The organism is Leptospira sp. GIMC2001, from assembly GCF_028462125.1.
Classification (GTDB): Bacteria; Spirochaetota; Leptospiria; order Leptospirales; family Leptospiraceae.
Window position 1 is genome coordinate 50,374 of the sequence record NZ_CP115468.1, and the last position, 24,972, is coordinate 75,345.

General features: G+C 34.3%; 25 protein-coding genes. 18 read left to right on the plus strand and 7 right to left on the minus strand.

What is annotated here, in order from left to right:
• Positions 1-7 precede the first annotated feature (7 nt).
• Positions 8-940: a ferredoxin reductase domain-containing protein gene (locus O4O04_RS01740; RefSeq protein WP_272533748.1), complete on the minus strand. Its 933-nt coding sequence runs from the start codon at positions 938-940 to the stop codon at positions 8-10.
• A 180-nt stretch (positions 941-1,120) separates the two neighbouring features.
• Between O4O04_RS01740 and O4O04_RS01745 the strand changes: the two genes are divergently transcribed.
• Both O4O04_RS01745 and O4O04_RS01750 read left to right on the plus strand, forming a co-directional pair.
• The gene (locus O4O04_RS01745; protein WP_272533750.1) at positions 1,121-1,327 is read left to right on the plus strand and encodes a hypothetical protein; all 207 of its coding nucleotides are present in this window, start codon (positions 1,121-1,123) and stop codon (positions 1,325-1,327) included.
• A gap of 118 nt (positions 1,328-1,445) precedes the next feature.
• Positions 1,446-2,459 carry a fatty acid desaturase gene (locus tag O4O04_RS01750; protein WP_272533751.1) on the plus strand — a complete coding sequence of 338 codons (1,014 nt, stop codon included), beginning with the start codon at positions 1,446-1,448 and terminating at the stop codon, positions 2,457-2,459.
• On the opposite strand, the gene O4O04_RS01755 is transcribed toward O4O04_RS01750, so the two are convergent.
• Positions 2,435-3,223: a hypothetical protein gene (locus O4O04_RS01755; RefSeq protein ID WP_272533752.1), complete on the minus strand. Its 789-nt coding sequence runs from the start codon at positions 3,221-3,223 to the stop codon at positions 2,435-2,437. The two genes, O4O04_RS01750 and O4O04_RS01755, sit on opposite strands and share 25 nt — an antisense overlap.
• Before the next feature lie 110 nt (positions 3,224-3,333).
• Between O4O04_RS01755 and O4O04_RS01760 the strand changes: the two genes are divergently transcribed.
• From O4O04_RS01760 to O4O04_RS01785, 6 genes are all read left to right on the plus strand, one after another.
• On the plus strand, positions 3,334-3,669 hold the full coding sequence (locus O4O04_RS01760; RefSeq protein WP_272533753.1) for a TRL domain-containing protein: 336 nt from the start codon (positions 3,334-3,336) through the stop codon (positions 3,667-3,669).
• Between the two features lie 97 nt (positions 3,670-3,766).
• Entirely contained in the window at positions 3,767-4,966 is a 1,200-nt protein-coding gene (locus tag O4O04_RS01765; RefSeq protein WP_272533754.1) for a lipoprotein N-acyltransferase Lnb domain-containing protein, read from the plus strand.
• Complete coding sequence (locus O4O04_RS01770; protein WP_272533755.1) at positions 4,963-6,060, plus strand: hypothetical protein; 1,098 nt, start codon at positions 4,963-4,965, stop codon at positions 6,058-6,060. Before O4O04_RS01765 ends, O4O04_RS01770 begins: the two co-directional genes overlap by 4 nt.
• Before the next feature lie 4 nt (positions 6,061-6,064).
• A complete protein-coding gene (locus tag O4O04_RS01775; RefSeq protein WP_272533756.1) occupies positions 6,065-7,885 on the plus strand; it encodes an FAD-dependent oxidoreductase in 1,821 nt (606 codons plus the stop codon).
• A 2-nt stretch (positions 7,886-7,887) separates the two neighbouring features.
• Complete coding sequence (locus O4O04_RS01780) at positions 7,888-8,664, plus strand: hypothetical protein (protein WP_272533757.1); 777 nt, start codon at positions 7,888-7,890, stop codon at positions 8,662-8,664.
• Between the two features lie 119 nt (positions 8,665-8,783).
• Positions 8,784-9,422: an MORN repeat-containing protein gene (locus O4O04_RS01785; RefSeq protein WP_272533758.1), complete on the plus strand. Its 639-nt coding sequence runs from the start codon at positions 8,784-8,786 to the stop codon at positions 9,420-9,422.
• Positions 9,423-9,531: 109 nt separating this feature from the next.
• On the opposite strand, the gene O4O04_RS01790 is transcribed toward O4O04_RS01785, so the two are convergent.
• Positions 9,532-10,473: a GDP-mannose 4,6-dehydratase gene (locus O4O04_RS01790; protein WP_272533759.1), complete on the minus strand. Its 942-nt coding sequence runs from the start codon at positions 10,471-10,473 to the stop codon at positions 9,532-9,534.
• Positions 10,474-10,551: 78 nt separating this feature from the next.
• Between O4O04_RS01790 and O4O04_RS01795 the strand changes: the two genes are divergently transcribed.
• From O4O04_RS01795 to O4O04_RS01810, 4 genes are read left to right on the plus strand one after another with little or no spacing between them, the layout of a single operon-like run.
• Positions 10,552-11,565, plus strand: coding sequence for an LIC_10202 family protein (locus O4O04_RS01795; RefSeq protein ID WP_442915920.1), 1,014 nt, complete (start codon positions 10,552-10,554; stop codon positions 11,563-11,565).
• Positions 11,562-12,623 (plus strand): glycosyltransferase, encoded by a 1,062-nt coding sequence (locus O4O04_RS01800; RefSeq protein ID WP_272533762.1) that lies wholly within the window; start codon positions 11,562-11,564, stop codon positions 12,621-12,623. Before O4O04_RS01795 ends, O4O04_RS01800 begins: the two co-directional genes overlap by 4 nt.
• Before the next feature lie 6 nt (positions 12,624-12,629).
• A complete protein-coding gene (locus O4O04_RS01805) occupies positions 12,630-13,685 on the plus strand; it encodes a glycosyltransferase family 4 protein (RefSeq protein WP_272533763.1) in 1,056 nt (351 codons plus the stop codon).
• On the plus strand, positions 13,660-14,901 hold the full coding sequence (locus tag O4O04_RS01810) for a glycosyltransferase family 4 protein (RefSeq protein WP_272533764.1): 1,242 nt from the start codon (positions 13,660-13,662) through the stop codon (positions 14,899-14,901). Before O4O04_RS01805 ends, O4O04_RS01810 begins: the two co-directional genes overlap by 26 nt.
• Here O4O04_RS01810 and O4O04_RS01815 read toward each other — a convergent pair.
• Positions 14,878-15,669 (minus strand): inositol monophosphatase family protein, encoded by a 792-nt coding sequence (locus O4O04_RS01815; RefSeq protein WP_272533765.1) that lies wholly within the window; start codon positions 15,667-15,669, stop codon positions 14,878-14,880. The genes O4O04_RS01810 and O4O04_RS01815 overlap by 24 nt on opposite strands.
• 212 nt (positions 15,670-15,881) lie before the next feature.
• On the opposite strand from O4O04_RS01815, the gene O4O04_RS01820 reads away from it, so the two are divergent.
• From O4O04_RS01820 to O4O04_RS01835, 4 genes are all read left to right on the plus strand, one after another.
• Positions 15,882-16,487 (plus strand): tyrosine-type recombinase/integrase, encoded by a 606-nt coding sequence (locus O4O04_RS01820; protein WP_272533766.1) that lies wholly within the window; start codon positions 15,882-15,884, stop codon positions 16,485-16,487.
• Positions 16,488-16,562: 75 nt separating this feature from the next.
• Entirely contained in the window at positions 16,563-16,901 is a 339-nt protein-coding gene (locus O4O04_RS01825) for an STAS domain-containing protein (RefSeq protein ID WP_272533767.1), read from the plus strand.
• A 9-nt stretch (positions 16,902-16,910) separates the two neighbouring features.
• A complete protein-coding gene (locus O4O04_RS01830; RefSeq protein ID WP_272533769.1) occupies positions 16,911-18,374 on the plus strand; it encodes an ArnT family glycosyltransferase in 1,464 nt (487 codons plus the stop codon).
• A gap of 122 nt (positions 18,375-18,496) precedes the next feature.
• Positions 18,497-19,054 (plus strand): SGNH/GDSL hydrolase family protein, encoded by a 558-nt coding sequence (locus O4O04_RS01835; protein ID WP_272533770.1) that lies wholly within the window; start codon positions 18,497-18,499, stop codon positions 19,052-19,054.
• Here the strand turns inward: O4O04_RS01835 and O4O04_RS01840 are convergent.
• Together O4O04_RS01840 and O4O04_RS01845 are read right to left on the minus strand one after the other, a co-directional pair.
• Positions 19,037-19,822, minus strand: coding sequence for a type III pantothenate kinase (locus O4O04_RS01840; protein ID WP_272533772.1), 786 nt, complete (start codon positions 19,820-19,822; stop codon positions 19,037-19,039). The genes O4O04_RS01835 and O4O04_RS01840 overlap by 18 nt on opposite strands.
• Positions 19,815-20,615 carry a biotin--[acetyl-CoA-carboxylase] ligase gene (locus O4O04_RS01845; RefSeq protein ID WP_272533773.1) on the minus strand — a complete coding sequence of 267 codons (801 nt, stop codon included), beginning with the start codon at positions 20,613-20,615 and terminating at the stop codon, positions 19,815-19,817. The genes O4O04_RS01840 and O4O04_RS01845 overlap by 8 nt, the downstream gene beginning before the upstream one ends.
• 68 nt (positions 20,616-20,683) lie before the next feature.
• Between O4O04_RS01845 and metF the strand changes: the two genes are divergently transcribed.
• A complete protein-coding gene (gene metF / locus O4O04_RS01850) occupies positions 20,684-21,589 on the plus strand; it encodes a methylenetetrahydrofolate reductase [NAD(P)H] (RefSeq protein WP_272533774.1) in 906 nt (301 codons plus the stop codon).
• A 63-nt stretch (positions 21,590-21,652) separates the two neighbouring features.
• On the plus strand, positions 21,653-22,042 hold the full coding sequence (locus O4O04_RS01855; RefSeq protein ID WP_272533775.1) for a response regulator: 390 nt from the start codon (positions 21,653-21,655) through the stop codon (positions 22,040-22,042).
• Positions 22,043-22,066: 24 nt separating this feature from the next.
• Here O4O04_RS01855 and O4O04_RS01860 read toward each other — a convergent pair whose 3' ends face one another.
• Positions 22,067-24,913 carry a PAS domain S-box protein gene (locus O4O04_RS01860; RefSeq protein ID WP_272533776.1) on the minus strand — a complete coding sequence of 949 codons (2,847 nt, stop codon included), beginning with the start codon at positions 24,911-24,913 and terminating at the stop codon, positions 22,067-22,069.
• Positions 24,914-24,972 lie beyond the last annotated feature (59 nt).

Sequence of the window (24,972 nt, forward strand, 5' to 3'; positions counted from 1 at the left end):
GATCATTTCAATAAGTTTCAATAAAAGCCTGATTTTTGGATTCTAAATCTTTTTTGAATTCTTCGTATGTCATACTTGTTCCGGATAAGCGCATCATTTCTTCAAGCACTCCGCGCTCCATTCCTTTCGGACCACCGCAAATATAGAATTTACCATTGTTCTGAAGGGCATGTACTATTTTATCATTCAGTTCACGAATGCGATGTGAAATATACATTTTTCCTCCATCAAAAGGATTGGATTGTTCTCGACTGATTGCTGTTATGAAAGTAAAATTTTTGTGTTTGGTAGCAAGATTCTCAAAATAGTCTTTTAGCACAATTTCATCTGAATACGGAGCTCCATAAACTACCGTTACATTACCCGTATGATTGATTAACTTTTGTTCCAATAATTCTTCGCACATGCCATAAAATGGAGCGATACCTGTGCCCGTGGCAAAAAAGAAAATATCACCCACGAAATCAGTAGTAGGTAAAAGGAATTTTTTACCGGCAGGACCTGTTAGTGTTACTGTGTCTCCTTCCTTTAAGTCACAAATATAGTTGGAGCAGACACCAGAATGAAGAATATCCCCGTTTTCATCATAGACATTGTCTCTTTTGATTATAAACTCCAATGTGTCTTTTTTCATTCCAAATGAAAGACTTGGAGAAGCAATTGAATAAAGTCGCACCGTATACGCAGTATCAGGTGAACCTTTCTCGACTTTTTTGGGATCGGAACCTGGAGGAATCACTCCAGCTGATTGTCCGACGAGATAAGGGTATTGATCGTGATCAACACTTAGGATAATTCTATGGATTGAAGAAGATCCTTCTATTTTTGGTCGCTTGCATTTACCTTGTTCTGGAGTGAGCTGAATGTTCTTGAGAACTTTTGCCAGTAATGGTGTGGATTTCTTAAAAATATTGATTTGTGGTTCAGGTAATTGGCTCATCTATGCTAATTTTCAAATTTCGATCACTGCTGTCAACTCCGTTATATCGATCAGTTGTTCAATATAAAAAATTCTGAATCTCTCTGAAATTATGTCTCTTTGGTTGACGATTTTTAACCATATTTTAAGTTTTAGTAATTTCTAACTCAGTTCGAACATATAAGCAGGGGGAATCTTATTTTGAAATCCATAGAGCGTGAAGTTCTTACCAAAATTCAGAAGTTTAGTTCAAAACTTTTGAAGGAAATCGAAATAGAAAGAAAATTAGATCAGTTGGATAGAGAAGGAAAAACTTGGAAAGTTCTCAGTATTGATGGTTCACTTCAAGGGCGCGGTATCAAAGAAATGGGACTTGCAACTGGAACAGATCAATTGCAATTATTTTAGAAATTTCTTTCCCTTTCTTACACGCTTGTTCAATTTAAATTCATAAATTACCGTTTTAAAATAGTTTGCTTCATACCCAGAAATTTCTTAACTGGTTGTGAGAGCGATAACGTACAGAATGAACTCGTCACAATACTCTATAGTTGATATAAGAAAAACAATTCCCGATAAATACTTTAAACCAAATCTATATAAATCGATTTTCTATTTTATTTGGGATGTCTCTATCATAGGTCTTTTGTATTACTCAGTATTTCTAATTGATTCAATTTATTATTTACCATTCTTTTGGTTTTTAACAGGAACTATGTTTTGGGCTTTGTTTGTTGTTGGTCACGATTGTGGACACGGATCCTTTTCCAAAATTTCTTGGTTGAATTCATTGATTGGGCATCTGGCGCATACGCCGATTCTTGTTCCCTATCATGGATGGAGAATTTCGCATCGAATACATCACAGTAATACTGGCAATCCTGATAAAGATGAAACTTGGTATCCTATTTCTGATTCTCAGTATGAAAAGTTAAGCTTACCAAAAAGAATAGCTAGATATAAATTATTCTTAATAGTTTTTCCTTTGTATTTATTTGTACGATCTCCAGGCAAAGATGGTTCACATTTTCATCCCAAAAGTAATTTATTTAAAGAAAATGAAAGATCTCAAGTTGTTTTGAGTACGACTTTATGGGTCATAATGGTTTGTTTTCTCGGCTGGACTATTTTTCAATATGGAATCATTTCGTTTCTTATCTACTATTTTGTTCCTTACACAATTTTTGTAATATGGTTATCTTTGGTGACCTATCTTCATCATACGGATGTGAATATCCCTTGGTATAGAAATGAAGATTGGACCTTTCTTAAAGGAGCTATGTCAACAATCGATCGTAGTTATGGAATTTTTGAACCAATTCATCACAATATTGGAAGTCATGTTATTCATCACATATTTGCTGGTATTCCTCACTACAATCTATTAGAAGCTAAGAAACATCTTAAAAAAGCGCTTGGATCCGATTATCGTGAATCCAAAAACTCATTGTTCTATGATTTTATGAAATCATATCGTGACTGTATAACGATTCCAGACAAAGGCAATATAGTTTATTATAAAAGACCAGAATCGAACTGAATACTACCTGGATCAGGTATTGGTTCAGGAAATCGTATCTCACACTTATTCTGATTATCTAAAGTCACTACTCCATTTTTGTATCTTAAACATTCTTCTAAATTTTTTGATCGATCATTTATATATTGCCACCCATCAAGCCGCCAATCATTTTCTTCGTCGTGTTTGACATTGGAATTTTTTCTAAATTCCTTTTTGGCAATTAGAGAACCATTGTAACGACTAAAATAATACTCAAATTTATGTCTTTTGGTTAGGTAATGAAATTTAATAAAGATTCTTCTAGAACTCCATATTCGGTTTTTCATGCTCCATTGCCAATTTCTTGTAATTTTTAAATCATGTTCAGGCAAGTAGTATTCTATTGAAGTCGGGTTGCCAGAATACCAATAAACAATAAAATCATGATCTACATTGTTATTAACAGTAGAGCGAAATTCAAATAGTTCTTTGCGATAATTCCAAAAGCATTTTATTTTCGAGTTTTTATTCCGATCGTATTCTAAAAAAAATTGTTCATAGCCTAGATAATCTGATTTCGATGATTTAGAAAATTGGCAATGTTTTAATAGTAGAGAATTTAATTGCATAGTTTGCGCTTCAGTAATTTTTTCCCAATGCAATGATTCATTGTAAAAATTATTTAGTGTTTTGTGCAGCGCTCCAAAAGGAATATTCACCTTCACTATTTCCTGATTGGATGTTTTGCAATGCAATTGCAACATAATTGTAAGTAATAATACAAGGATAACTTTCTGATTCAATGTTTTAATAATTTCTTGTAAGATTTTTATTTATTTCCAAAATAAAACTTGTAAGAAATTCTGTTTACCAATTTACTTGGTTTCTAGATAAAAAAAAGGAGATTTACTTTATGAAAAAGTATATTGCTTTAACTGCAGTATTCGCAGTCGCTCTTGCAATCGCATGTTCTGGTGGTGGATATAGTGCACCAAGTGGTTCAATTATGCAAGACACAAGCCTAGCACTTAGTGCACAATCGGATTTTACTCCAGGTACTGCTGTAGGTACTAAGAGTGGAAAAGCTTGCGCAACTGGTTACCTAGGAATCGTTTCTTCAGGTGATGCTTCTCTAAAAGCAGCAGCAGCTGCTGGTGGAATTACTAAAATCAACTACGTAGATTACCAAAACGACAATCTACTAGGTTCTGTAATTAACACTACTTGTACAATCGCTCGCGGAGAATAATTCTTTATAAGCGTCCATGGCTCTACAAAGAGCCATGGTTTTCTAAATTCTAATTATTTACATTCCTCATATGCAAGCTCGGTACTTCTTCATTTATTTGTGTATAATAACGCTCTCTTCTTCAATTCATTCTCAAGAACAGCAAGATTGGCAACAATTAGCTGAAACTCAATTTGTTAAATTACTTCAATCAGCTCCAAATAGAAATCTCGATAAAATAAGAATTCAATTATGGACAGTCTCTCCTGGTCAAACTGTGACCACTGCTTTCGGGCATACAGCGCTTCGCATATTTGAAGGCGAAGATTATGGTGACAAAGATTTTTATTTGGATTTTGGAGTTTATGATCCTTCTCCTGGTTTTTTGTGGAGATTTCTAAAAGGTGAAGCTGCATTTTTTGTAAATATCATTCCTACGAATTCAGCTTATCAAACTTGGGATGCCAGTGGCAGAGGTGTTACAGCCACGGAACTCCAGGTTACTAATGCTCAGAAAGCAAAATTACTTGCAGCTATGTTAAAGAGTTATAACTCCTATAAAGATGGATACTTTTATGAGAATTTTACACAAAACTGTGTAACATTCATCCGAGATATTCTTTCTGAAGGATTAGAAAAACGGATGGAATTAACCGAAATTGATTCTGAAAAGAATACTTGGCGTGCAAGAGTTCTTCCTTATTCCACTTCAATTTTTTGGTTAAACATTGAAGAAACTTTATTGTTTGATCATGATACCGATTCAGTTAGAGATCCTAATGAGCTAATATATCTTCCGGATGATTTACTAAAAGCCCTCCAGGAATCAGGAGTCAAGGTTGAGAATACAACAATTATCCCTGATCGTTGGCCACCAAGAGACGGACGGAGTAGTGCAATCTGGATGGTTATGTATCTAATCATGATTGGTTTTGCATTACCTTTTCCGTTTTTACAAATGTTTGAGCGAGTATCCGAAGTAATTTATGGAATTGTTTCAGTTGTCGGTGGACTTGCAGCGACGCTTGTTTTTTTTCTAACATCTTTTTCTTTTATGGATCAGACATTGGCTTGGTTGGTCTTCTCGCCTTTGGATTATTATTTTCTTAAGGCTTATAGTTCTTGGAGAAATAAAAAAGTTATACATATTATAATATTGTTAAGAATCTTTATGTTAGTTACTGCTTTATTGTTAAACCTTTTTGTTTATGATCAAGTACTTGCTAATATACTATTTCTTTCATTTTTCGTTCATATCTGCTATGCTTGGAAGAGAAAGGAAGAACTGAAATTATTCTTACTTCCGGGATCTAAATGAGATTTGAAAATAAAATTCTTATTATATTATCTGCCCTAAGCCTTGCAGCGAATTGTCATCTTGATAGAAAATTAGAAAAGGCTGGAGAAAGTAACACTGAAATTCGCTGCGATATAAATGAATACAGAATCGACAATCTATGCGAGGACGAAAAAGTTTATCTCGATTGGGCAGCATCTCTCAAAAAATTTACGAAGCTAAATGAACTCAACAAAGACGTCCTACAAAAATTAACACAAGAAACTTTGGATGTTGATAAAACATCAGCTTTATTTTATCATCGTGCCATTAACGAACCTCGTAATAAAAAATTTCTAGACTATTTAGATACGAAAGAGAAGCAACTTTTAAAGAAACTTCCCGATTTCTCTAAAAAGAAAGTCGTTCTAGCTATGGTTCCAGGTATGTTCTATAAAGACAATCCTGCAGTCGGAGCCGATGGAAAAATGCTTCGCGATATAGCACTTGAACTTGGCCTCATGGAAGATTTGGTTCCAGTAGAACAGACGGGTACATTAGAAGAAAATGCTCAGATCATTTGTGATTATACAAAGAATAAAACAGATGTTAATGGTATCATTTTTGCATCTGTAAGTAAGGGAAGTAGCGATCTTAAGATTGCATTTCAAAAATGTGGTAAAGAGCCTTACTTTAAAAAAGTCAAGGGATGGTATAATATTGGTGGTCTGAATAAAGGTAGCCTACTGGTTGAAGAAATTGATGGAAATTGGAATTATCGTTGGGAGACTAAATTCTATTTTTGGTGGAGAAACTACAACTATAAGGGCTTTCTTGATTTAAAAGCTTATCCCGGTGGACCTTTGGATTTTGATTTAAAGCTACCAAAAGAAATATTACAAATTAATATTATTGCTGTTCCACAATTTCGTCAAGTAACTCAGAGAGCTTACCCATTCTATGAATATCTAATACGATTTGGTCCAAATGATGGAATGACTTTGTTAGCTGATAGTTATATAGAGGAAGCGATTACTTATCCATCTTGGAGAAACGATCATTATTTTCAATGGCCAATGTTGCATCAGCGGATGCAAGCATTTCTAGTCTACATAGTCGAGAACCAATTCCCTTAGTATCATGAATAAATTTACTAGAAAAGATTTTTTAAAGAAAAGCATTTTAGTCGGTGGCGGTGCTATCGGGGCAAGTCTTGTCACTGGTGTCGGTTATTCTTTCTTTGCAAATAGCAAATATAAAATGGATTTCCCACACGTTGAAGCCAATCATGTTAAGTTGAAACCTAACGGCAAAAAGGTTGTCATTATGGGCGGAGGCTTAGCTGGATTGCAAGCAGGTTGTGAATTAGTCGATCGAGGGTTCACTGTAGTCGTACTAGAGAAAACCGAATTTCCTGGTGGAAAGCTAAAAGCCTGGAAAGACAAGAATTTTGCAAAGAAATATTTCAAGGAAGAGCCATATACTCGAGAGCATGGTTTACATGGTGTCTGGGGATTTTACAAAAACCTTAGAGAGTTTATGGGAAGACACAAATTTCCTCTCAATAAATTGAATGAGAATGATAGTTTTTATTATTTCGTAAGCAGTCAGAAAACCCAAAGTAAAATACCTGTGACAACTTGGCCTGTTCCATTTGATCGATTGCAGATGTTGAATTCGGGAATGTATATTCCTTCCGTTGAAGATGTCAATGTAGCTGCACCTAAGCAGATCAATGCTCTATTCGCTGCCGCTAAAATGTGGGGATTTGATTATTTGGATCCATCACAAAGAAATTATCTAGATAGCATTAGTTTCTACGATTGGGCAAAAAAAATCGGAGTCCATGATCAATATATCAAGCATTATTTTGAAGGATTGGCTGAAATGGGATTCTTTATGTCAACTAAGGAATGTTCTGCGCTAGCAATTGCCAATTTTATCAAATTAGGTTGTTTACCATCAGATTCACGAGTTGACTATTTTAGTTGGCCACCAGATGAGAGCTTTTTAAATCCAATGGTTGAATATATACGATCCAATGGTGGCGAAGTGCATTTTCATTCAGAAGTAACGGATGTTACATTGGATTCCGGAAGAATCAAAGAAATTACAGTAAATCAAAGACTACCTAAGTCTAGAGTAAAAAGATGCCGAGTATGTGGTAATATAATGGGCGATGGACACACGGGTCATTGTCCTTTCTGTGGTGCCCATGAAAGTATGGTTGAACTTCTTACTCCTGATAAAATGCCTATTCGTAGTTATACGGCGGATCACTTCATAACAGCTATGGATTTGCCAGGCGCGAAGAAATTTATAACTCTAAATAATCTGCACAATCAAGCATATTTTGATAAAGCTAAGAAATTGACAACGGCAACGATCCTTTGCGTAAATCTACTCTATGAAGACACAAAAGCTTGGGAAGAAAGATTTCCGGAAGATGATTTCTGGAATGCGCATGACTTCTTTCCAACGGGCTTTAAAGTTTTAGGTTTTACATCTAATTGGTCTACGAAACAGATTCCGTCACTCAAAGACAAGAGAGTTGATCTAATCGAAGTTCAAGTCGCAAAATGGCAACAATTTGTTGGCGTTCCTTTTGCAGAAATCGCAAAGAAGGTACATGAAGAGCTAAAGCTTGTAGTACCAAACCTTCCAGATTACACAGAATTCTATATCAATCGATGGGATACCTATACAGGTTGTAGACCAGGCGACGAAGTCAATCGACCTGAGATACAATCTCCAATCGATAATTTGTATTTCATCGGTGACTGGGTTTATGTACCTCATCATTGTGTTTTTATGGAAAAAACAAATGTCACAGCCAAAATGGTTACAAACTTACTGCTAGATAAAGAAGGTTTGACCGAAGGTAAAATCGAATTGCTTCGATCAGGAACCCCAGATTGGCCTGTAGATGTTCTTTCACTTTTCACTTCAGTAGAGGCTTAAAAATGAATTGGATAAAGTTTCCTGAACTTACGAATTCGGTTATCTATACCTTTTCATTTTACATCTTACTCGCTGTTATAGCTCATGTAACTGAAGCATCTGGAAAGTTCAATCTTCCTTACAGTAAATTTGCTGGAAATAAAGGAATCAATCCAAGAATAGGAATGTTGATTATTTATTTCTTACCTATCCTCATTTATCTTGTTAGCTGGATCAATGCTGGAAAGCCATCAACACTTTATCATATTTTATGCCTCAGTGTTTTTATTATCCATTTTGGTAAACGTTGTTTGGAAGTATTGTTTCTTCATCGCTTTTCAGGCAAGATAGGAATTTGGGGAGTCATTGTGATCACAATTGCATATTCTAATATTGCCTTTGTTTTCGGAAATCTTCACAACTCAATTACCAAAATAGAATTAGCAGAAACTGCATCTGGATTCCTATTGCTTTTTGGATTCTTGATTTTTATATCTGGTACTGCTTTAAATTTCTATCATCATGTTTTACTCGCGCGATTGAGAAGTGATGAAGATGACAAATCTTACAAAACTCCAACGGGCGGTTTATTCAAATTACTCATCTGCCCTCATTATTTCTTTGAACTTGTTGCATGGTTGGGGATTGCAATTGTATCGACCTATATAGATAGCTATCTGATTTTTCTAATCATGGCTGGATATCTATCTGGAAGAAGCAACCAGACCAGGGAATGGTATATTAAGAAAATTGCAGGATTTCCAATGGAAAGAAAGAGAATTTTCCCTTATTTATATTAATTCAAAATTGATTATTTGCCTATTCCTATGCCATGCGTTGGATTTTCCAAGAAATAATCAATTGCCATATTTCTTGTAATATCAGATTGTATACGTATATTCAATTTCGGAGTTAATATATGAAATACATAGTATTGCTGATTAGTTTTCTTTTCGTTTTACAAAATTGTTCCACTTCTGGTGGAAAATGTGTAGAGGGCGATTGTTCTTCAGGAACTGGTTCCCAACAAATGGAAGATGGTTCTCTCTATATCGGGACATTTGAAGGTGGCAAAAAATCAGGAAACGGAACTCTTACATATCCAAACGGTGACAAGTACGTTGGGAACTTTAAGAATGATGTTCAAGAAGGAACAGGAACCTACACCTATCCAGATGGCGATATTTTTATCGGTGACTACAAGAATGGTAAGAGAAATGGAAAAGGAACCTACAAACATGCGAATGGTGATGTCTACGTTGGCGAATATGTAGATGGTTTTCGCAATGGAAACGGAACATACACTTATAGCAATGGTGATAAATATGTTGGTAATTACTCGCGTGGAGTTAGATCAGGAACTGGAACCTATGTCTATTCTACAGGTGAAAAATTTGAAGGTGAATGGGCGAATAACAAACGTAATGGTGCCGGGAAATATTTTAGTAAGCGAGGAAGTGTAGTCCTTGAAGGCAATTGGTCGAATGATGAATACCAAGAGCCTTCTTCTGAAGAAAAGGAAGCAGATTCAACAGATACGGAAAATACAGAAGAATAATAGTTATTTACTGATATTAATTAAGTAGTCGGAGTTAGCTTTTAACTCCGTTTATTTTTCAGAATGCTCTCTTAATAGTATTAGGAGAGCATTTTTTGTATGTTTATTTTTATTCATCAAAATTTAAGCTTTTGTAAATATCTCTCAGTGACTCGTTCAAAGAGATATTTTGTACCCAACCTAATTTTTTTAACTTAGTGTTATCACCTACGAAGCGCGGTGTCTCAACTGGTCTCAATCTCTCTGGATCAACTTCAAGTTTCATTTCAACACCTGAGAGATCGATTAAGTCTAGTAGAATTTTCTCAATAGAAACCTCAGTACCCGAACAAATGTTGTAGATTTCTCCAGAAACTCCTTTTTCAGCTATAATTCTATAAGCTCGAACAACATCTCGTACATCAAGAAAATCTCTGGTAGAACTTAAATCCCCAGTATAAATTTTGTGATCTCCATTCTGTTTAGCTTTTGCTATTTGTTTACAAAAATTTGGAACAACAAATTCGCTACGTTGGCCAATACCAATATGATTGAAAGGCCTAGCAATCATGATTCTTAAATTTGCTCCATAGAAAGAATATTGGGAACAATAGACTTCGGCAGCAAGTTTGCTTGCAGAATATGGATTCGCAGGTTTTGGAAGAGTAGACTCATTGAAAGGTAAAAAACGAGGATCTTGTTTTCCATAAACATCCGCAGATGAGATATATACCAAACTAGATTCTTTATTGGATTTCAATAGTGACTCAAGTAAATTTAAAGTTCCTTTCACATTTACATCCAGTGTGCCCCAAGGATCAAGAATTGCCTTTGGCACAAAAGGTTGAGCAGCCAGATGAAATACAATATCTGGTTTGATTTTCTGGATTAAAGCAGAAACTGTTGCTGTGTCTCGGATATCCAATTCATGGCAAATAGAGTCTTTGGATGCAAATCTTTCACCAGATCGAATGATCCCGTGAATTTCAGCGGATGGATCCGTATTAGTGATTTCAGCATGGAGGTATTTTCCAACAAAACCAGCCAAGCCAGTGATTAAGTATTTTTTCACATTCGTATCCTAAGTTTTACTTGCTATTTTTGTCAAATATGGAATCTTCTTAAGAAAAGTAAAGCAGCGCGAGCCTCAGTGTCATCAATCGAACGATCTTCCAGAGAAACATTTTTTCACATATACGACCCTAAGATAAATGTAGAAGAAATCATGGATAAGATTGAATCCAGATTACAAGAAAGGAATATCTCAAAAGAAGATGTGGAAAGAGTTTCCAAACTCAAATTTTCCCCTTTTACAACCCATTCTTCCCGAAAATTTGATCCTAGCCTTGCTGCCAATCTTTTCGAAAAGGGAATATCTACTCCAAAATTTTCTAATCCAAAGCTTTGGTTTTTGGTTGGACCCTTACGCTGGATGTTGGAAAAGTTCGTAAATTTCTATGCGTTGGTTGATAAAAAATTATCAGAAAATAGAGTTAGATCATTTTTACAAGTTTTACATGAAATTGTAGTTATACGAAAGCAACAAGACTTACTCGCAATGAAGATGGAAGAGTTCTATCAAGAGTATGCCGAGAATAAGTACCAAGCTGCAAAAGGAATGACACAACGAACATTATATTCTCCACTTTTTACAAGAGTGGATTTTGATTCAGGTGTGCCTCCAGAATCAGAAGAACTTTTAGGAATCATTCAAGAAAATCAGCCAGTCTTGATTTATTATCCTTCAAGTTTAGCATTTTTAGAATATTGCAATTCACAAAATTTAAAATATAGAGTAATTACCCCGTTCGAAGAAGATGTAACTCTAATTAGACGAAGCGTTACTGAATTTGTTACAACCAACACCAAAGTTCCGCCGAATACTTCGGTTCTATTCCATGCCAATGCCTGTTTATTTCCTTCTGGTTTTTGGGAAGGGTTATTGAGAGAGTGGAAATCTTTGGAGTCAGATACGCGATTTCTAATTCGATTTAGAGATCGCAGCACAATCAGTCTAAGTCCTTTTCAAGATAATTTGCCTATGAGGATTGATATTTTACAATTATCAGAATATTTGAAATCGATTGGATTCAAAAATATTCATATTCATGATACGAATCAATGGGGTTGGACTTTAGTTAGCTTCATTAATTCTCTCCAATGAAAGTTTATCAACATGTCGATGAATTTCATCCATATGATGGAATAGGCAATGACTGCAGGGGTATTGCAAAAATTTTCAATCAAATTGGAATAGAAAATTACATAGTTACACAAAGAAATTTTGAAACAGATTCTACAAATGTTTTAGATTATCAAGACTCTTTTAAAACATATAACAATGACATTCATATTCTTCATTATGGTGGTTCTGGCTATCCGATAGAAGCATTTACGGAACGGAGAGGAAATCATTTTTTAAGATTTCATAATATAACACCTCCAGAATACTTTCGCGGATTTAACGCAGGAGTTTATGCATCTATGGAGAAATTTTATATAAAATCAATTTTGGAATTGAATAGTCTCGAAAGAATAGTAAAATTATCAATTTCAGATTCTGCTTATAATGGAATTACGCTTTCTCAATTCTCCAAAATTAAATCTACAACCATCCCGATATTTCGTGATTATAAACTTTATGAAAGAGTTCAAAGCGAGACGGAGGATTTGATTTTTATAGGAAGATTGGTTCCGAATAAAAAAATTGAGGATGTTCTATTCTTGTTCAAAATTTGGAATACTATTTATCCAAATTCAAAATTAAATTTAATAGGTAGTCCTGTTCCTGGATTGGAAGAGTATAGTTTATATTTGAAGGATTGCATCGAAAAATTAAAACTCGATGAGAATATTATATTTTACTCAAAAATATCCGATGAAGTAAAAGCAGAAATTATTCAAAAGTCATCAGCATTTGTTTCTATGAGTGATCATGAGGGATTTTGTATTCCAATAATCGAAGCTATGGAACAGAAAATCCCTGTATTCTCTTACTCTTCTGCCGCGGTGCCTGAGACGATGAGATATGGCGGTGTATTGTTCGGAAGAAAGGATTTCACAAGAATTGCTGAGTTGATGAATATTATTCTAAAGGATAAAGAAAAATTTACTTCCATAATCAATTCACAGAATAGAGCGTTGCAGTATTATATTGATTATCCATTTAATGAATCATTGTTGAATGCTTTGAATATAAATCATAGAGTTAAAGTTGCTTAACATCAAATGAAAAAACCAAGACTCTGTCAGTTCTCAACCGGTTTTCATCCAGGAGACGCAATTTCTCAAGAAATGTTATTGTTTGATCGAGAATTTCGTAATAATGGTTGGGAATCTTTGATTTTCTCAGAGCATATTGCTCCGTCTGTTAAAAAAAAAGCAAATCGGTTTATAAATTATAAACCTGATGTAAATGATGTTTTGATCTATCACCATTCCATTCATTCCGATGTACTAGAGTTTGTATTAGAATTAAAATCACCAAAAATATTAGTATATCATAATGTAACTCCAGCGCATTTTTTTGAACCATATGATTTACAATTTAGTTATTCTCTAAAGAAAGGAAAAGAAGAATTACTCGAAATCCGAAAAGAATTCGTTAAAGCATATGCGGATTCAGAGTTTAATTGCTCGGAACTTATGGCGATGGGCTATGAGAATGTTCAAATGCTACCTATATCTTATGATTTTAATTCACTGAATAAAGATTTTGTTGTTAGGAATAAGTATGAACATTTGAAAATACTTTTTGTTGGAAGAATTACTCCTAATAAAAAGCAAGATGATCTAATTAGATTTGCTGAAGTATTTCGATCTTATTTTAGAAAAGATTTCCAGATTGAAATCGTAGGCTATTCGTCGCCTGCAAGTAAATATTATATGGATGAGTTAGAAAGGATGGTTAGATTTTGGAACTTGGAAGATAATATTCACTTTTCGGGATATGTTACGCATCCAGAATTGATAGGATACTATAAAGAAGCTGATGTTTTTCTATCTATGAGTGAGCATGAGGGTTTCTGCGTTCCATTGTTAGAGGCTATGCATTTCGATATACCAATTCTTGCTTATGCAGCAGGGGCTGTTCCTGATACTTTAAATGGATCTGGAATTTTATTTTCTAAAAAGGATTATGCTGGAGTTGGTGAAATGATTGAAGAGATAACAACGAATAAAAAGTTTAGAGACAGTATACTTCAAGGCCAACGAAACCGAATCGAAGAATATAAGAAAATTAAATCGGAAGATATTCTTGTCCATTTTATTGAAAACCTATAAAGTCGTTGCTGTGCTTCCTCGTTATTCGGAAGAAATTATTGGTGGAGCAGAGAGATTAGCTCGAGACTTGTTATTGTTACTTCCGAAGCATTGGGATATTAAGATTTTGACTACCTGCGCGAAAGATTATATTTCCTGGAAAAATGAGTATGATCAAGGAATATCTAAGGATCATAATTTAGAGGTTCATCGGTTTCCAGTAGTTCGAAAACGCAACATAAAAAAATTCAACAAAATCTCTGTAAAATTATTTAATATATTTCCTAATCAGACTTATGAAAATGAAATGAATTGGATTATAGAGCAAGGACCCTATTCTCCTAAATTGATAGAAGCGATCAAAGATTTAGAGCCAGAGACAGATGTATTTTTATTCTCATCTTATTTATATTATCCATTAGTTCTAGGAATTCCATATGCTAAAGATAAAGTAATATGTTTACCTATGTTGCATGATGAGCCTCCTGCTTTTCTAAAAATCTATAAAAATGTTATGCTTCCTGGGAACTTTTATGTTTTCAATTCTCCCGAGGAAAAGGAATTGTTTTCTAGAATATTTGGTTTTGATCCTAAAAATTCTGCAACAATCGGAACAGTAATTGATGTTCCCATGCAATCAAAGTTTCCTTCAGAAATATTCGAAACAAAGTTGGATGAAGAATCTGAATCTAGATTCAAAAGATTATTTAAAGAGAATTATATTTTTGCAATTGGTAGAATGGACTTGGGTAAGGGATATCCAGATTTAATATCCCATTTCAATCACTGGATTGAAAATAGTGAACATAAAATGAAACTGATTATTGCGGGTTCGAATCCACCAGAGGCAATTCATCAATTTAGTTCCGATTCAATTGAGTTTATTGGCTTTGTTACTGAGAAAGAGAAGAATGAACTCATGCGAAATGCTAAAGTTCTTATCAATCCATCTCAATTAGAAAGTTTTTCGATCGTAGTGATGGAAGCATGGGCGCAATCAACACCCATACTTGTAAATGGATTGTCGGCTGTGTTAGTTGGACATTGCCGAAGAAGTAACGGTGGATTGTGGTATAAAGATGAGAGGAGTTTTTGTGATGCTCTTGATTATTTATTAGATAATCAAGATATTGCAACTCAAATGGGCATCAAGGGTCGAGAATATGTCGAAGCAAATTTTAATTCTACAACGATTCAGTCTAAATTTTTAAATTTATTGGGTGAATTCTTTCAATAGATTCTCATGCAGGATTCCATTGGATGCTATTAAATTGGAAGTATATGGTGAGTATTCTCTTCCGTCCATGGTCGAGAGTTTTCCACCTGCTTCCGTTACTATAAGACCAGCTGCTGCCATATCCCAAGGTTTTAATCCTATCTCATAGTAACCATCAAATCTTCCTTCAGCTGTCCAACATAAGTCTAGTGTAGCTGCTCCAGTTCTACGTATACCACGAGATTTAATCAGAATATTTTTATAATAACTCATTAGCATGTCAATTTTCTCGGCTCTATCATAGGGAAATCCTGTACAGAACAGTGCATTTTTGAATTCAGTAGTTTTGGATACAGTGATTTTATTTTTGTTTTTGTAGCTTCCTTGTCCTCGAACTGCAGAATAAAAATCTCCAAGCTCTGGAAATAGAACTAAACCCACTACAATTTCCGAACTACTGATCTTTTCCAGAGCAATCGAAACTCCATACAGAGGCAAGTTGTGTGAATAATTAGTTGTGCCATCTAGAGGATCAATGATCCAACGAAAATCTGAATTCCCCCTAACTTCTCCCGATTCTTCTCCGAGAATAGAGTCTTGTGGGAAATGTGAAAGGATTGTATGGATCACCATTTTTTCGGATTCGATATCAGCTTCTGTAACTAAATCAAAAGTTCCTTTATTTTGAATTTCTAAGTTGACTTTCTTGTGTGTGAATTCCAAAAACTCACCCACTTTAAAAATAAACTGGGACAATTCATTGTAGCGATCATTGATTTCTTGGTTCATTAATTTCCATACTCTGGTATTTCAAAATTGGGTCGATTCCAAAAGGACAGATTGCATAAAAATATTTGGAAATATGTGGAGTTAGAATGACTTATGTCTAATCAAATTTAGGAATTTCATAAAAATTGTTTGCATTATTAGAAATATCTCTATAATCAAGAATATAAAAATAACAACTGATATACGATAGAACAAGAACAAGGAAGATCAGAATGACAAATAAACTAAATACAGTTATGGCAACTAACAACATTATTGATTGGCGTGAAATTGATAATTCAATATTACCTCATGATTTAATAATTAAATCCTTTAATGCTTTAAGCAACAATTATATACACAGCTTGATATTCAAAATATTGATATCAACAGGAATATATATTAATGAATTGATTAATATTAAAATCATGGATCTCGATTCTAATTCAAAATGTTTGAATATAGAGATGCAGGGATTACTTAGAAAAAGATCTTATCTTTTGTCTCGTGAAATTTATTTAGAAATTTTTCGGCATAGTAAATCTATAAATACAGATGGATATATTTTTATGGGACGTAATGGGCAGATTTGCGATCGAACAGTTCAGAAGATTTTATCCAAATTACAAAATATTTCCCCCGAGAAACCCATTACGATTTCAAGAATTAGAGATGGGATCACTATGCATTTACTATGCATGGGTTATTCTTCGGAAGAAATTGGATGTTACCTTGGTCATTCATCGATTAGGAGCACAAGAAGACGCATTCAGCAGATTCTTAGCAAAATTAAAGATAGAAAAGAATTTTTTAGGGGGATTTTCAGGAAATATGCCTGATTTTTACTTGAAATGATAGCGAAGGATTCTGAAAATGGGTAAAGTTTAGCGAAATCGACCGCTGTGGGGAATACTTTGGAAATTAAAACCAAGAAAATTGGAAAGCATACATTAGTTCATTTAAATGGCAGGTTAGATATTACACATTCTGATGAAGTTGAAGCCAAATTGGCTAACGACGTCCAATCAGGAGATGGAGATATTGTCATTAACCTTGAACTTATATCTTACATATCCTCATCGGGAATCAGAATTTTTGTCGGAATGGTTAGAGAGCTCGATAAGCAAGGAAGAAAGCTAAAGTTGTGTTGTATAACACCACCTGTTAAAAAAGTTTTCGATGTTGTTGAACTTCTTGATCTTTTCGAAGTTCATGAAACTGAACAAGAAGCCATAAACTCTCTATCTAAGTAATTTATTAGAATGAGACTTTGGCTGTTAGCTTTTGTCTCGTTTTCCTTTCTTCTATTCTCCTATTATCTCGGTATCGCAGTTCCTTTCATCTGGCCAGATGAGGTGCTATTTTTTAATCCTGCGCAAGATTGGTATTTGAATAAAACAATGAGAACGTCCGTTCTCTCAGGTCTTATTCCGGGTATGGATACGCATACTCTTTGGAATTCACCATTGTATATGTTACTTCTGGGATCTAGTTTTCATATATGGGAAGATAATTTATTCAATTCAAGAATGTTTTCTTCGTTAATTGGATTTCTATCTGTTTTTGTAACATATATTTTTATGCAAAAGCAGTTATCGAATACTACTAGTAACTTCGATAAAAAATATATTTCCTTTTCAAAAAATATTCCAATTTTAGTCGCAATTGTTATTCTCACGGATATACTTTTTATAAAAGTCTCTCATACATCCCGAATGGAGACATTATGTATTTTAATGGGAATTATAGCATTGTATTTATGCTATAACAATAAATATTTTATATCTGGATTATTTCTGGGACTTTCATTTGTTTCCCATCCATTCGGTGCTTTCTATGGAATTCCTGTTGCTTATCTAATATTTAGAATGAATTTTCAATCCAAGATTTCTATCTTGAAAATATTGATTCTTGTTGCAGTAGGTGGAATAATTCCCCTTATTTGCTGGAGTTTTTATTTGGTTCCTAATTGGGATGATTTTCTCATACAATATGGAGCTCAACTATCCAGAAAGAAAGATTTGTTTCAGACATTTACACAATTAGATAAAGTGAAAATTTTCTTTTCTGGATATTATTTTCCAATACCAAAGTTAATAAGTTTTATAGCAATAATTTGTTATGCGATCTACATAGAGAGAAAAGGTAGAAATCGCGAATTGATACAATTCCATTTTGTATGGCTTATATCAATGGTTATAGGATTTTATTTTTCTACAGAATCTTGGTATGTTGTTCACGCTGCATTTCCGCTTGCTTGCCTCTTTGCATTGAGTGTGTCCGAAAAAGTATATCCCTTATTAATTATTGGAGGTCAAATTCTTCTTTTGATATGGTTTACCTGGTCTTTTTCTATAAAAGAAAATGCATTTGCAAGCAATGATATTTTTATGAAAAAAGTTGAAGAAATTGCATCTGATAGTGATAATATTTATCTTCAGTTGATTCCAGATCCGTATTTTCATTTGAAAGAAAAGTATCCAGAAAAAAAATTATTTGAGTTCATACCTGGGGAATTACCTATAGCTGGAGATTTCATGAAACCAACTATTAACAAGATGGATCTCTTTCTTTTCTACGATGATAGTCTTGCTAATTCTACAATTCGAAGTATTATTCAGGATTCTACGCAATTTGAGAAAACTTATATTGAGATTCCTTACAGCTCCTATGTTCCAGCCAAAGGTCCTTGGAAAATATTTGCATATAAAAGGATTAGAAAATGAGGGACTTTTGCGAGATTGTAATCTTGAATTTGCAAACTATATTTTCTCAGAAATTTTCTAAGCTTTATTTATTTTTATTCGTATTTTTTATTTTAAATTGTTATAGCTCGAAGGATGAAGATGTGACTAGTATTTTGGCATTGATTAGAAAAGAACCCACATCTATTATTATCATCGGAGATTCTCTATCGGAGAGGTCAGGTGGATTTTCTCTTCAGGAAAAGCTAGGAAGTGAATTTGTGGTGTATGATATCTCGGTCTCTGGTAGAGATATTCCAATTTGGCTCAATCATAAAAACGAAATTCTAAGTAAAAAATCGGATATTGTAATTGTGAACCTAGGAACGAATGATGCTAGTTATTATCCTACTGAGTTGTATCCATCCAATTACAATCAACTTGTTAATTTCTTAAAAGAAAATCACTTCTGGAAAATTATTGTATCTCTAGTTCCGCCAACTAATAATCCCATATTACAATCGAGAATCGCTACAAATAACGAATATTTGAGAAATCAATATGCAAATGAAACAATTGTCGATCTCGAAAAACTATTTCTAAATAATTCTAATTTACCATTGTATCCAATTTTTGATGACATTCATCCTAATCCCATTGGGTATGAAATGATTGGTGAAGAATATCGCAAAACAATCATTTCACTACCGATTCAATTTTGATAAGATTTGCAATCCCTTCAAAGTAATAAAAGGGTCTATTATATCAAAAATACCAGGTTTTGCTGCATGAATTGTAGAAACAAGTCCACCTGTTCCAATAACGAGATGATCATCTCCGTATTCTTGTTTGATCTGATCAATAATACCTGATAATAGTCCGACCCATCCATAGAAAAATCCAGATTGTAAAGATTCAATTGTAGATTCACCAAGAATTCCCTTTGGTGCTTCAAAAACTATCGGTGGCAATTGAGCTGTATTTCTAGTCAATGCATCCATTGAAATTTTGAGTCCGGGTGCGATGACACCACCGCAATATTGATTCTTATTATTAATGATGCAGAATGTGGTAGCAGTTCCGAGATCAATGATTATTGTTTTCTGGTTAGGATAATGAATCGAGCTGAATGCGGCATTGACTAGCCGATCCGCACCAATCTCAAAAGGTCTTGGATAAATTATCTCGAATGGCAATTTGATTTTATAATTTATTTGTAAGGCTTCGACTTGGAACCAATCAGATAACATTCGTTCTACTATTGGGTTAAATGATGGAACAACACTTGAATATACTGCATGATCAATTTTTACTGTATCAAGTTTTTCTTGTGCAAGAAATCCTTTTAGAAAAAGTCCTAATTCATCAGAAGTTCTATCTTTTCTGGTAACTGTCCTTTTATGGAACTCGGGTTCTGTTTTGCCATTAGAGAATAATCCAAATACTGAATTTGTGTTCCCTACATCCACCACCAAAATTGTATCATTCATTGATTTCATCCCATACTTTAAAACTTGAATCTGAATCTAATAGAATATGTTTCATACCGCTCTCTGATATTATTATTAAGAATCCATTCTCATCGTAACCAACTGCTTTGCCTCGAATAGTACTATTTTCAATATTGCATTCTATAATTTTGCCTATTAGAGTTGAGTTCTTTTCAATCCATTGCAATTCTTTTGAAACCAAAGTTGGTTCCATTAAGTTTAGAATTGATTCATTGATCTTTTCTATAAAAGTAAAAAGAATTCTTTCTGATGTACCTTCCAAAGGAGAAGCATCAGTTGCAAATCCCGCAATGTTTTCTAATTCAGTCGGAATATTATTTCCATATATATTCAGTCCAAGGCCTATTATCACGGTAAATTGGTTCTCGAGTATTTCGGTTTCTATCAATATCCCAGCTATTTTTTTATTCTTTCGATAAATATCATTGGGCCATTTTATTTTTGTCTCATGTGCATGTTCAGGAAACCATTGATGGAGCGCCTTTAGAATGGAAGCACCAGAGAATAATGATACTAGAGGTAGAGGGAGAGAAGTAAGACCAAATCGAATTTTGCCCGAAAAAATAATTTTATCATCTCCAAGCACTGTCCAAATTTTTCCATTTCGACCTTTGCCTTTGGTCTGGTATTCTGACACTACCCATGACCCTGCTTCATGATCAGAAGATTTGATCCATTCATTGGTTGACTCTAATTCTTGAATGCGATGACCTTTGCTTGGATCTAATAACCGAATCGACATGGCTCCACGTTTTGATCGAGAGATCGTCATGCAAGGAAATTTCTTTATTTTCCTTGATACTTTTGTTTTTTCATATACTCTGACTTAAGAGTAAAATTATGGCCGAACACATTTCTCATATTTTAAAAGAACACAATCCATCTATAAGCTTTGAATTTTTCCCTCCAAAAAATATTGAATCATCCGAAGCACTTTTCCATACAATTAAAGATTTGATGCCACTGGAGCCTGCTTATGTCAGCGTTACTTATGGTGCTGGCGGATCAACAAGAGACTTAACGCATGACTTGGTTGTAAAGTTACAGAAAGAAACAAGTTTATCAATCGTTTCCCATCTAACATGCGTAGGTCATACAAAAGATGAGATTAGAGACATATTATCTAAATACCGAGAAAGCGGAATCAAAAATATAATGGCATTAAGAGGAGATCCGCCAGCAGGACAGAAAGAATTCCAAGCTGTTCCCAACGGATTTCATTTTGCTACGGAATTGGTTGCTTTTATCAAGAAAGAATTTCCAGAAATGGGTATTGGAGTCGCAGGATTCCCTGAAGGACATCCAGTTACAGCCAATCGTTTAATCGAAATTGATAATTTAAAAAGAAAAGTCGATGCGGGTGCGGACTATATTTGCACTCAATTATTTTTTGATAACAGAGACTTTTATGATTTTTGTGAAAGATGTGAACTTGCCGGAATCAAAATTCCAATCATCGCTGGAATTATGCCAATCACTTCGCGTAAATCAATCAATCGAATGGCAGAATTCGCACTTGGATGTAGGTTTCCCGCTAAATTACTCAAGAATTTATCTCGAGCTGTAGATGATAACTATGCTGAGAACGTAGGAATTCACTGGGCTACGGAGCAAGTTCGCGACTTGTTGGATCATCAAGTAAAAGGAATTCATATGTACACATTGAATAAATCAAAAGCTACAAGAAAAATTTATGAATCACTTGGTGTTACTAGTTTCACAAATCTTGCGCAAGCTTTGCACTGAAAAATAACGATTATTAGAAAAAGAAGTTGACAATTGATTTTTCACTGTTAGCTTCGTTAATCTATGAAGAAGGCTATTCTATTCGTTGATGATGAAATATTGATACTCTTTCATCTCAAGGAACAAGTCAGTAGACACTTCGGAAATGAATTCCGCTACGAAACAGCGATCAACACGAATGAAGCTTGGGAAATTATCAATGCTCTTAGTTTAGAAAAAATTGATGTATTGATCATTATCTCAGATTGGTTGATGCCCGAAATTCACGGTGATACTTTTCTAAAGGAAGTACATTCCAAATATCCCGAAATTCGAAAAGTAATTATATCAGGACATGCAGATATTAAGAATCTAGAAAAGTTAAAAGAGGATATTCAACTGGAAGGATTCCTTCGGAAACCATGGTCGGAAGAAGAATTGATCTCTTTGGTAGAGAAAGCAAGTCAGGTTTAAATAGAATAATCGAATATTCAAGAACTAAGAAATAGGTAATTCAACTCGAAACGTCGTCTCACCAGGCATCGAGCTGCAAATGATTTTGCCCCCATGATTCTCTACAATTTTTTTACAAATATCAAGCCCTAATCCACTTCCTTCACCCAGTGCCTTGGTTGTAAAGAATGGCTCAAATATCCTGTCTCTCAGTTCCTCAGGAACTCCTGGACCGGAATCAATGATTTCAACAATGATACATCGATTGATCATATCCTTTTTGGTTTGCACTTTCAATTGACCTCGGAACTTCATTGATTGCAAAGCATTTTGAATTAGATTCGTCCAAAGTTGAATCAAATCATCTGGATAGCAAGGAACTCTAGGTAACGGTTGCAAATCTTTTATTAATTCTATTCCGGTCTTGATACGACTATAAAAAATTGTTAGAACGATTTCTAAACTTTCACTAACATCGAATAAAGTTTTTTGCCCAATCTTATCGATATGAGAATAATTATTTAGTGACCTGATTATGTTTGCAACTCTTTCTATCGATAGGTTGATTGCTTGATAATTCCTTTCTTCAAATACTTTGGAAGAGATATATGTCAGAAAGGATTCTGTATAATCTTTGTTTAGCAAATTTTGGAACGGTGGCTCGAATGATACGATCCCAATATCAATCAATTTATCTGCGAGCCGATGAATATTAGAAATATTCGACTTGCTTAGAATTTCTTCAAGCTTGAACTTTTTGTTTCTTCTGTCCATTCCTGTTGGAATTTCTTTAAGATTGCATGCATAGTCATAAAATTCTTCAGCAAGATCTAAATCTTCATCATTCATTTGATTGAAAAAAACCGGATAAGAAATATTTCTAAATCCTTCCATTGTTCTCTCGTTACGAATCAATTCTATGGAAGCCTTTATTGTACCGATCGGATTATTAATTTCATGTGCGATTCCTGCAATCAATTGACCAAGGGCTGCCATTTTTTCTGATAAGATCAGTTGGTTCTGAGCTTTAGATAGATCATCTAAAGTTCTCGATAAATCACGATTAGTTTCTTTTAATTGTAAGGTTCTTTCTTCAACAATTCTTTCTAGATTTAAATTAAGTTGCTGAATCTCATCTTCATTTTTCCTTCTCTCTGAATTGATAATCGCAATTGCTGCTTGATCCGAAAGTAATCCTGCAAACATAACTTCATCAGATTTCCAGATTCTTGGGTTGTGTTTCTGCTCCATACAAATGAGTCCAACGATTTTGCCCCGAACTCTAATTGATGCATCCATTAAAGCACGCGTATGAGTTAAGTTGATGTAACTTTCTAGAAATTCTCTCGTGCGATGATCTGTTAAGGTATCATTTGAAACTAAAACTCTTGATCCCAATACAAAATTTAGATAGTTAGTTAGATTTTTTGCCAATAGACTTGAATGTCCTCGAGTAAAACTATTATCTTTGATATTGTATTCGAGGAAGGAATCCAATTGGGAATAGTCATCATTAAAGAACCAAATAGCAACCGTATCAACTGCTAATACTCGAGATCCAACTTGAAGAATTTTTTTGAATGAATCATTTAGATTGCTATTGTAGAAAGATTCGTCCATTGCCAATTCAACAATAGCTTGAGACTGATTTCTCGTTCTTTCATAAATTTCACGGGTTTCCATTTCCGATAGTCTATTCTTTGTTATGTCACGAATTATTGTCCCTAGAAATTTTTCTCCGGAATGGCGTACAAAAAAATGGCTAGTTTGAAAAATTAATTTTTTACCAGTAGATGATAAATGCTCATATTCATATTGTAATCCGCCTTCTGGAAGTTGATTGTTAGATAGAATGGATTGAAAAGTTTCTCTGAGTCCGTCTCTACCTGTTTTCAAATGTTCAGATTCTTGAACTAGATCTTTTAGAACTTCCCAAATCGGCATACCCAGAGCCGTTTTTCTTGAGATTCCGGAAATTTTCTGTATCGCCAAATTCCATTCTACGATGGTTCCTAAATTATTAGTTACGAATATACCATCAACCGAGGACTCAACTAATGTTCTGATTCGGCTTTCGCTATCGAGTAGAGAATCAAGCATTTGCTTTTTCTCGGTTATATTTCTTAAAGTTCCGAGCCAGCGTATCGTTTTGCCAGATTCCTTACGAAAAATTTGTGCATATGCTTCAATCCATCTAATCTCTCCATTACCATCATAGATTCGATGTTCTCCGTGGTAGTGATCCCCTTTCTGCATCGCGAGCGAAATTGTCTCAAGAAAATAATCCAAATCGTCTGGGTGTATTAGTTTGAAATAGGATTGAATAGATTCATTTAATGTTCCCTTTTTGAGACCAAGCATTTTGTCGGCTTCCGTCTTCCAAGATACAATGGAAGTTTCTAAATCCCATTCCCAGATTGCAATACCAGTTGTCTGCATCGCAAGAACTAGACGCTCTTCATTCTGAAACGCTTGATTTTCTGATTTAATTTGTTCGTTTATATCTATTATTATTCCAATAATGGAATCTTTTTGAAAAAATGCATGGTTCTCAGTCCAAACCGACTCACCATTTTTTTTTACATATCGAAATCTTGACACGGCTTTAGTATCTTGAGGGTAATCAGAGAAAGAAAGATACGCTGAATAATCAGATGGATGAATGTAAGAGTAATCCAGTTTAGGGTTATTGTAGTGCTCTTCGGCTGAATAACCGGTTAAGCTTTCAATTCCAGCAGACAGATAGAGGAATTTTCTATCCGGAATCTTTTGTATATTATATATTACAACAGGTATTTTGGATCCAAAAATTGTGAGGAGTTCTTGGTACAGTTTGAACTTAGAATTTCTGTCAGGAAATAAAAACTGTAAAATTGACTGATAAAACTGCATCTCTTTATTTAAAGTTGGGTGATTGTATACTTTATTACAAGTTAAAATTGATTTTTACT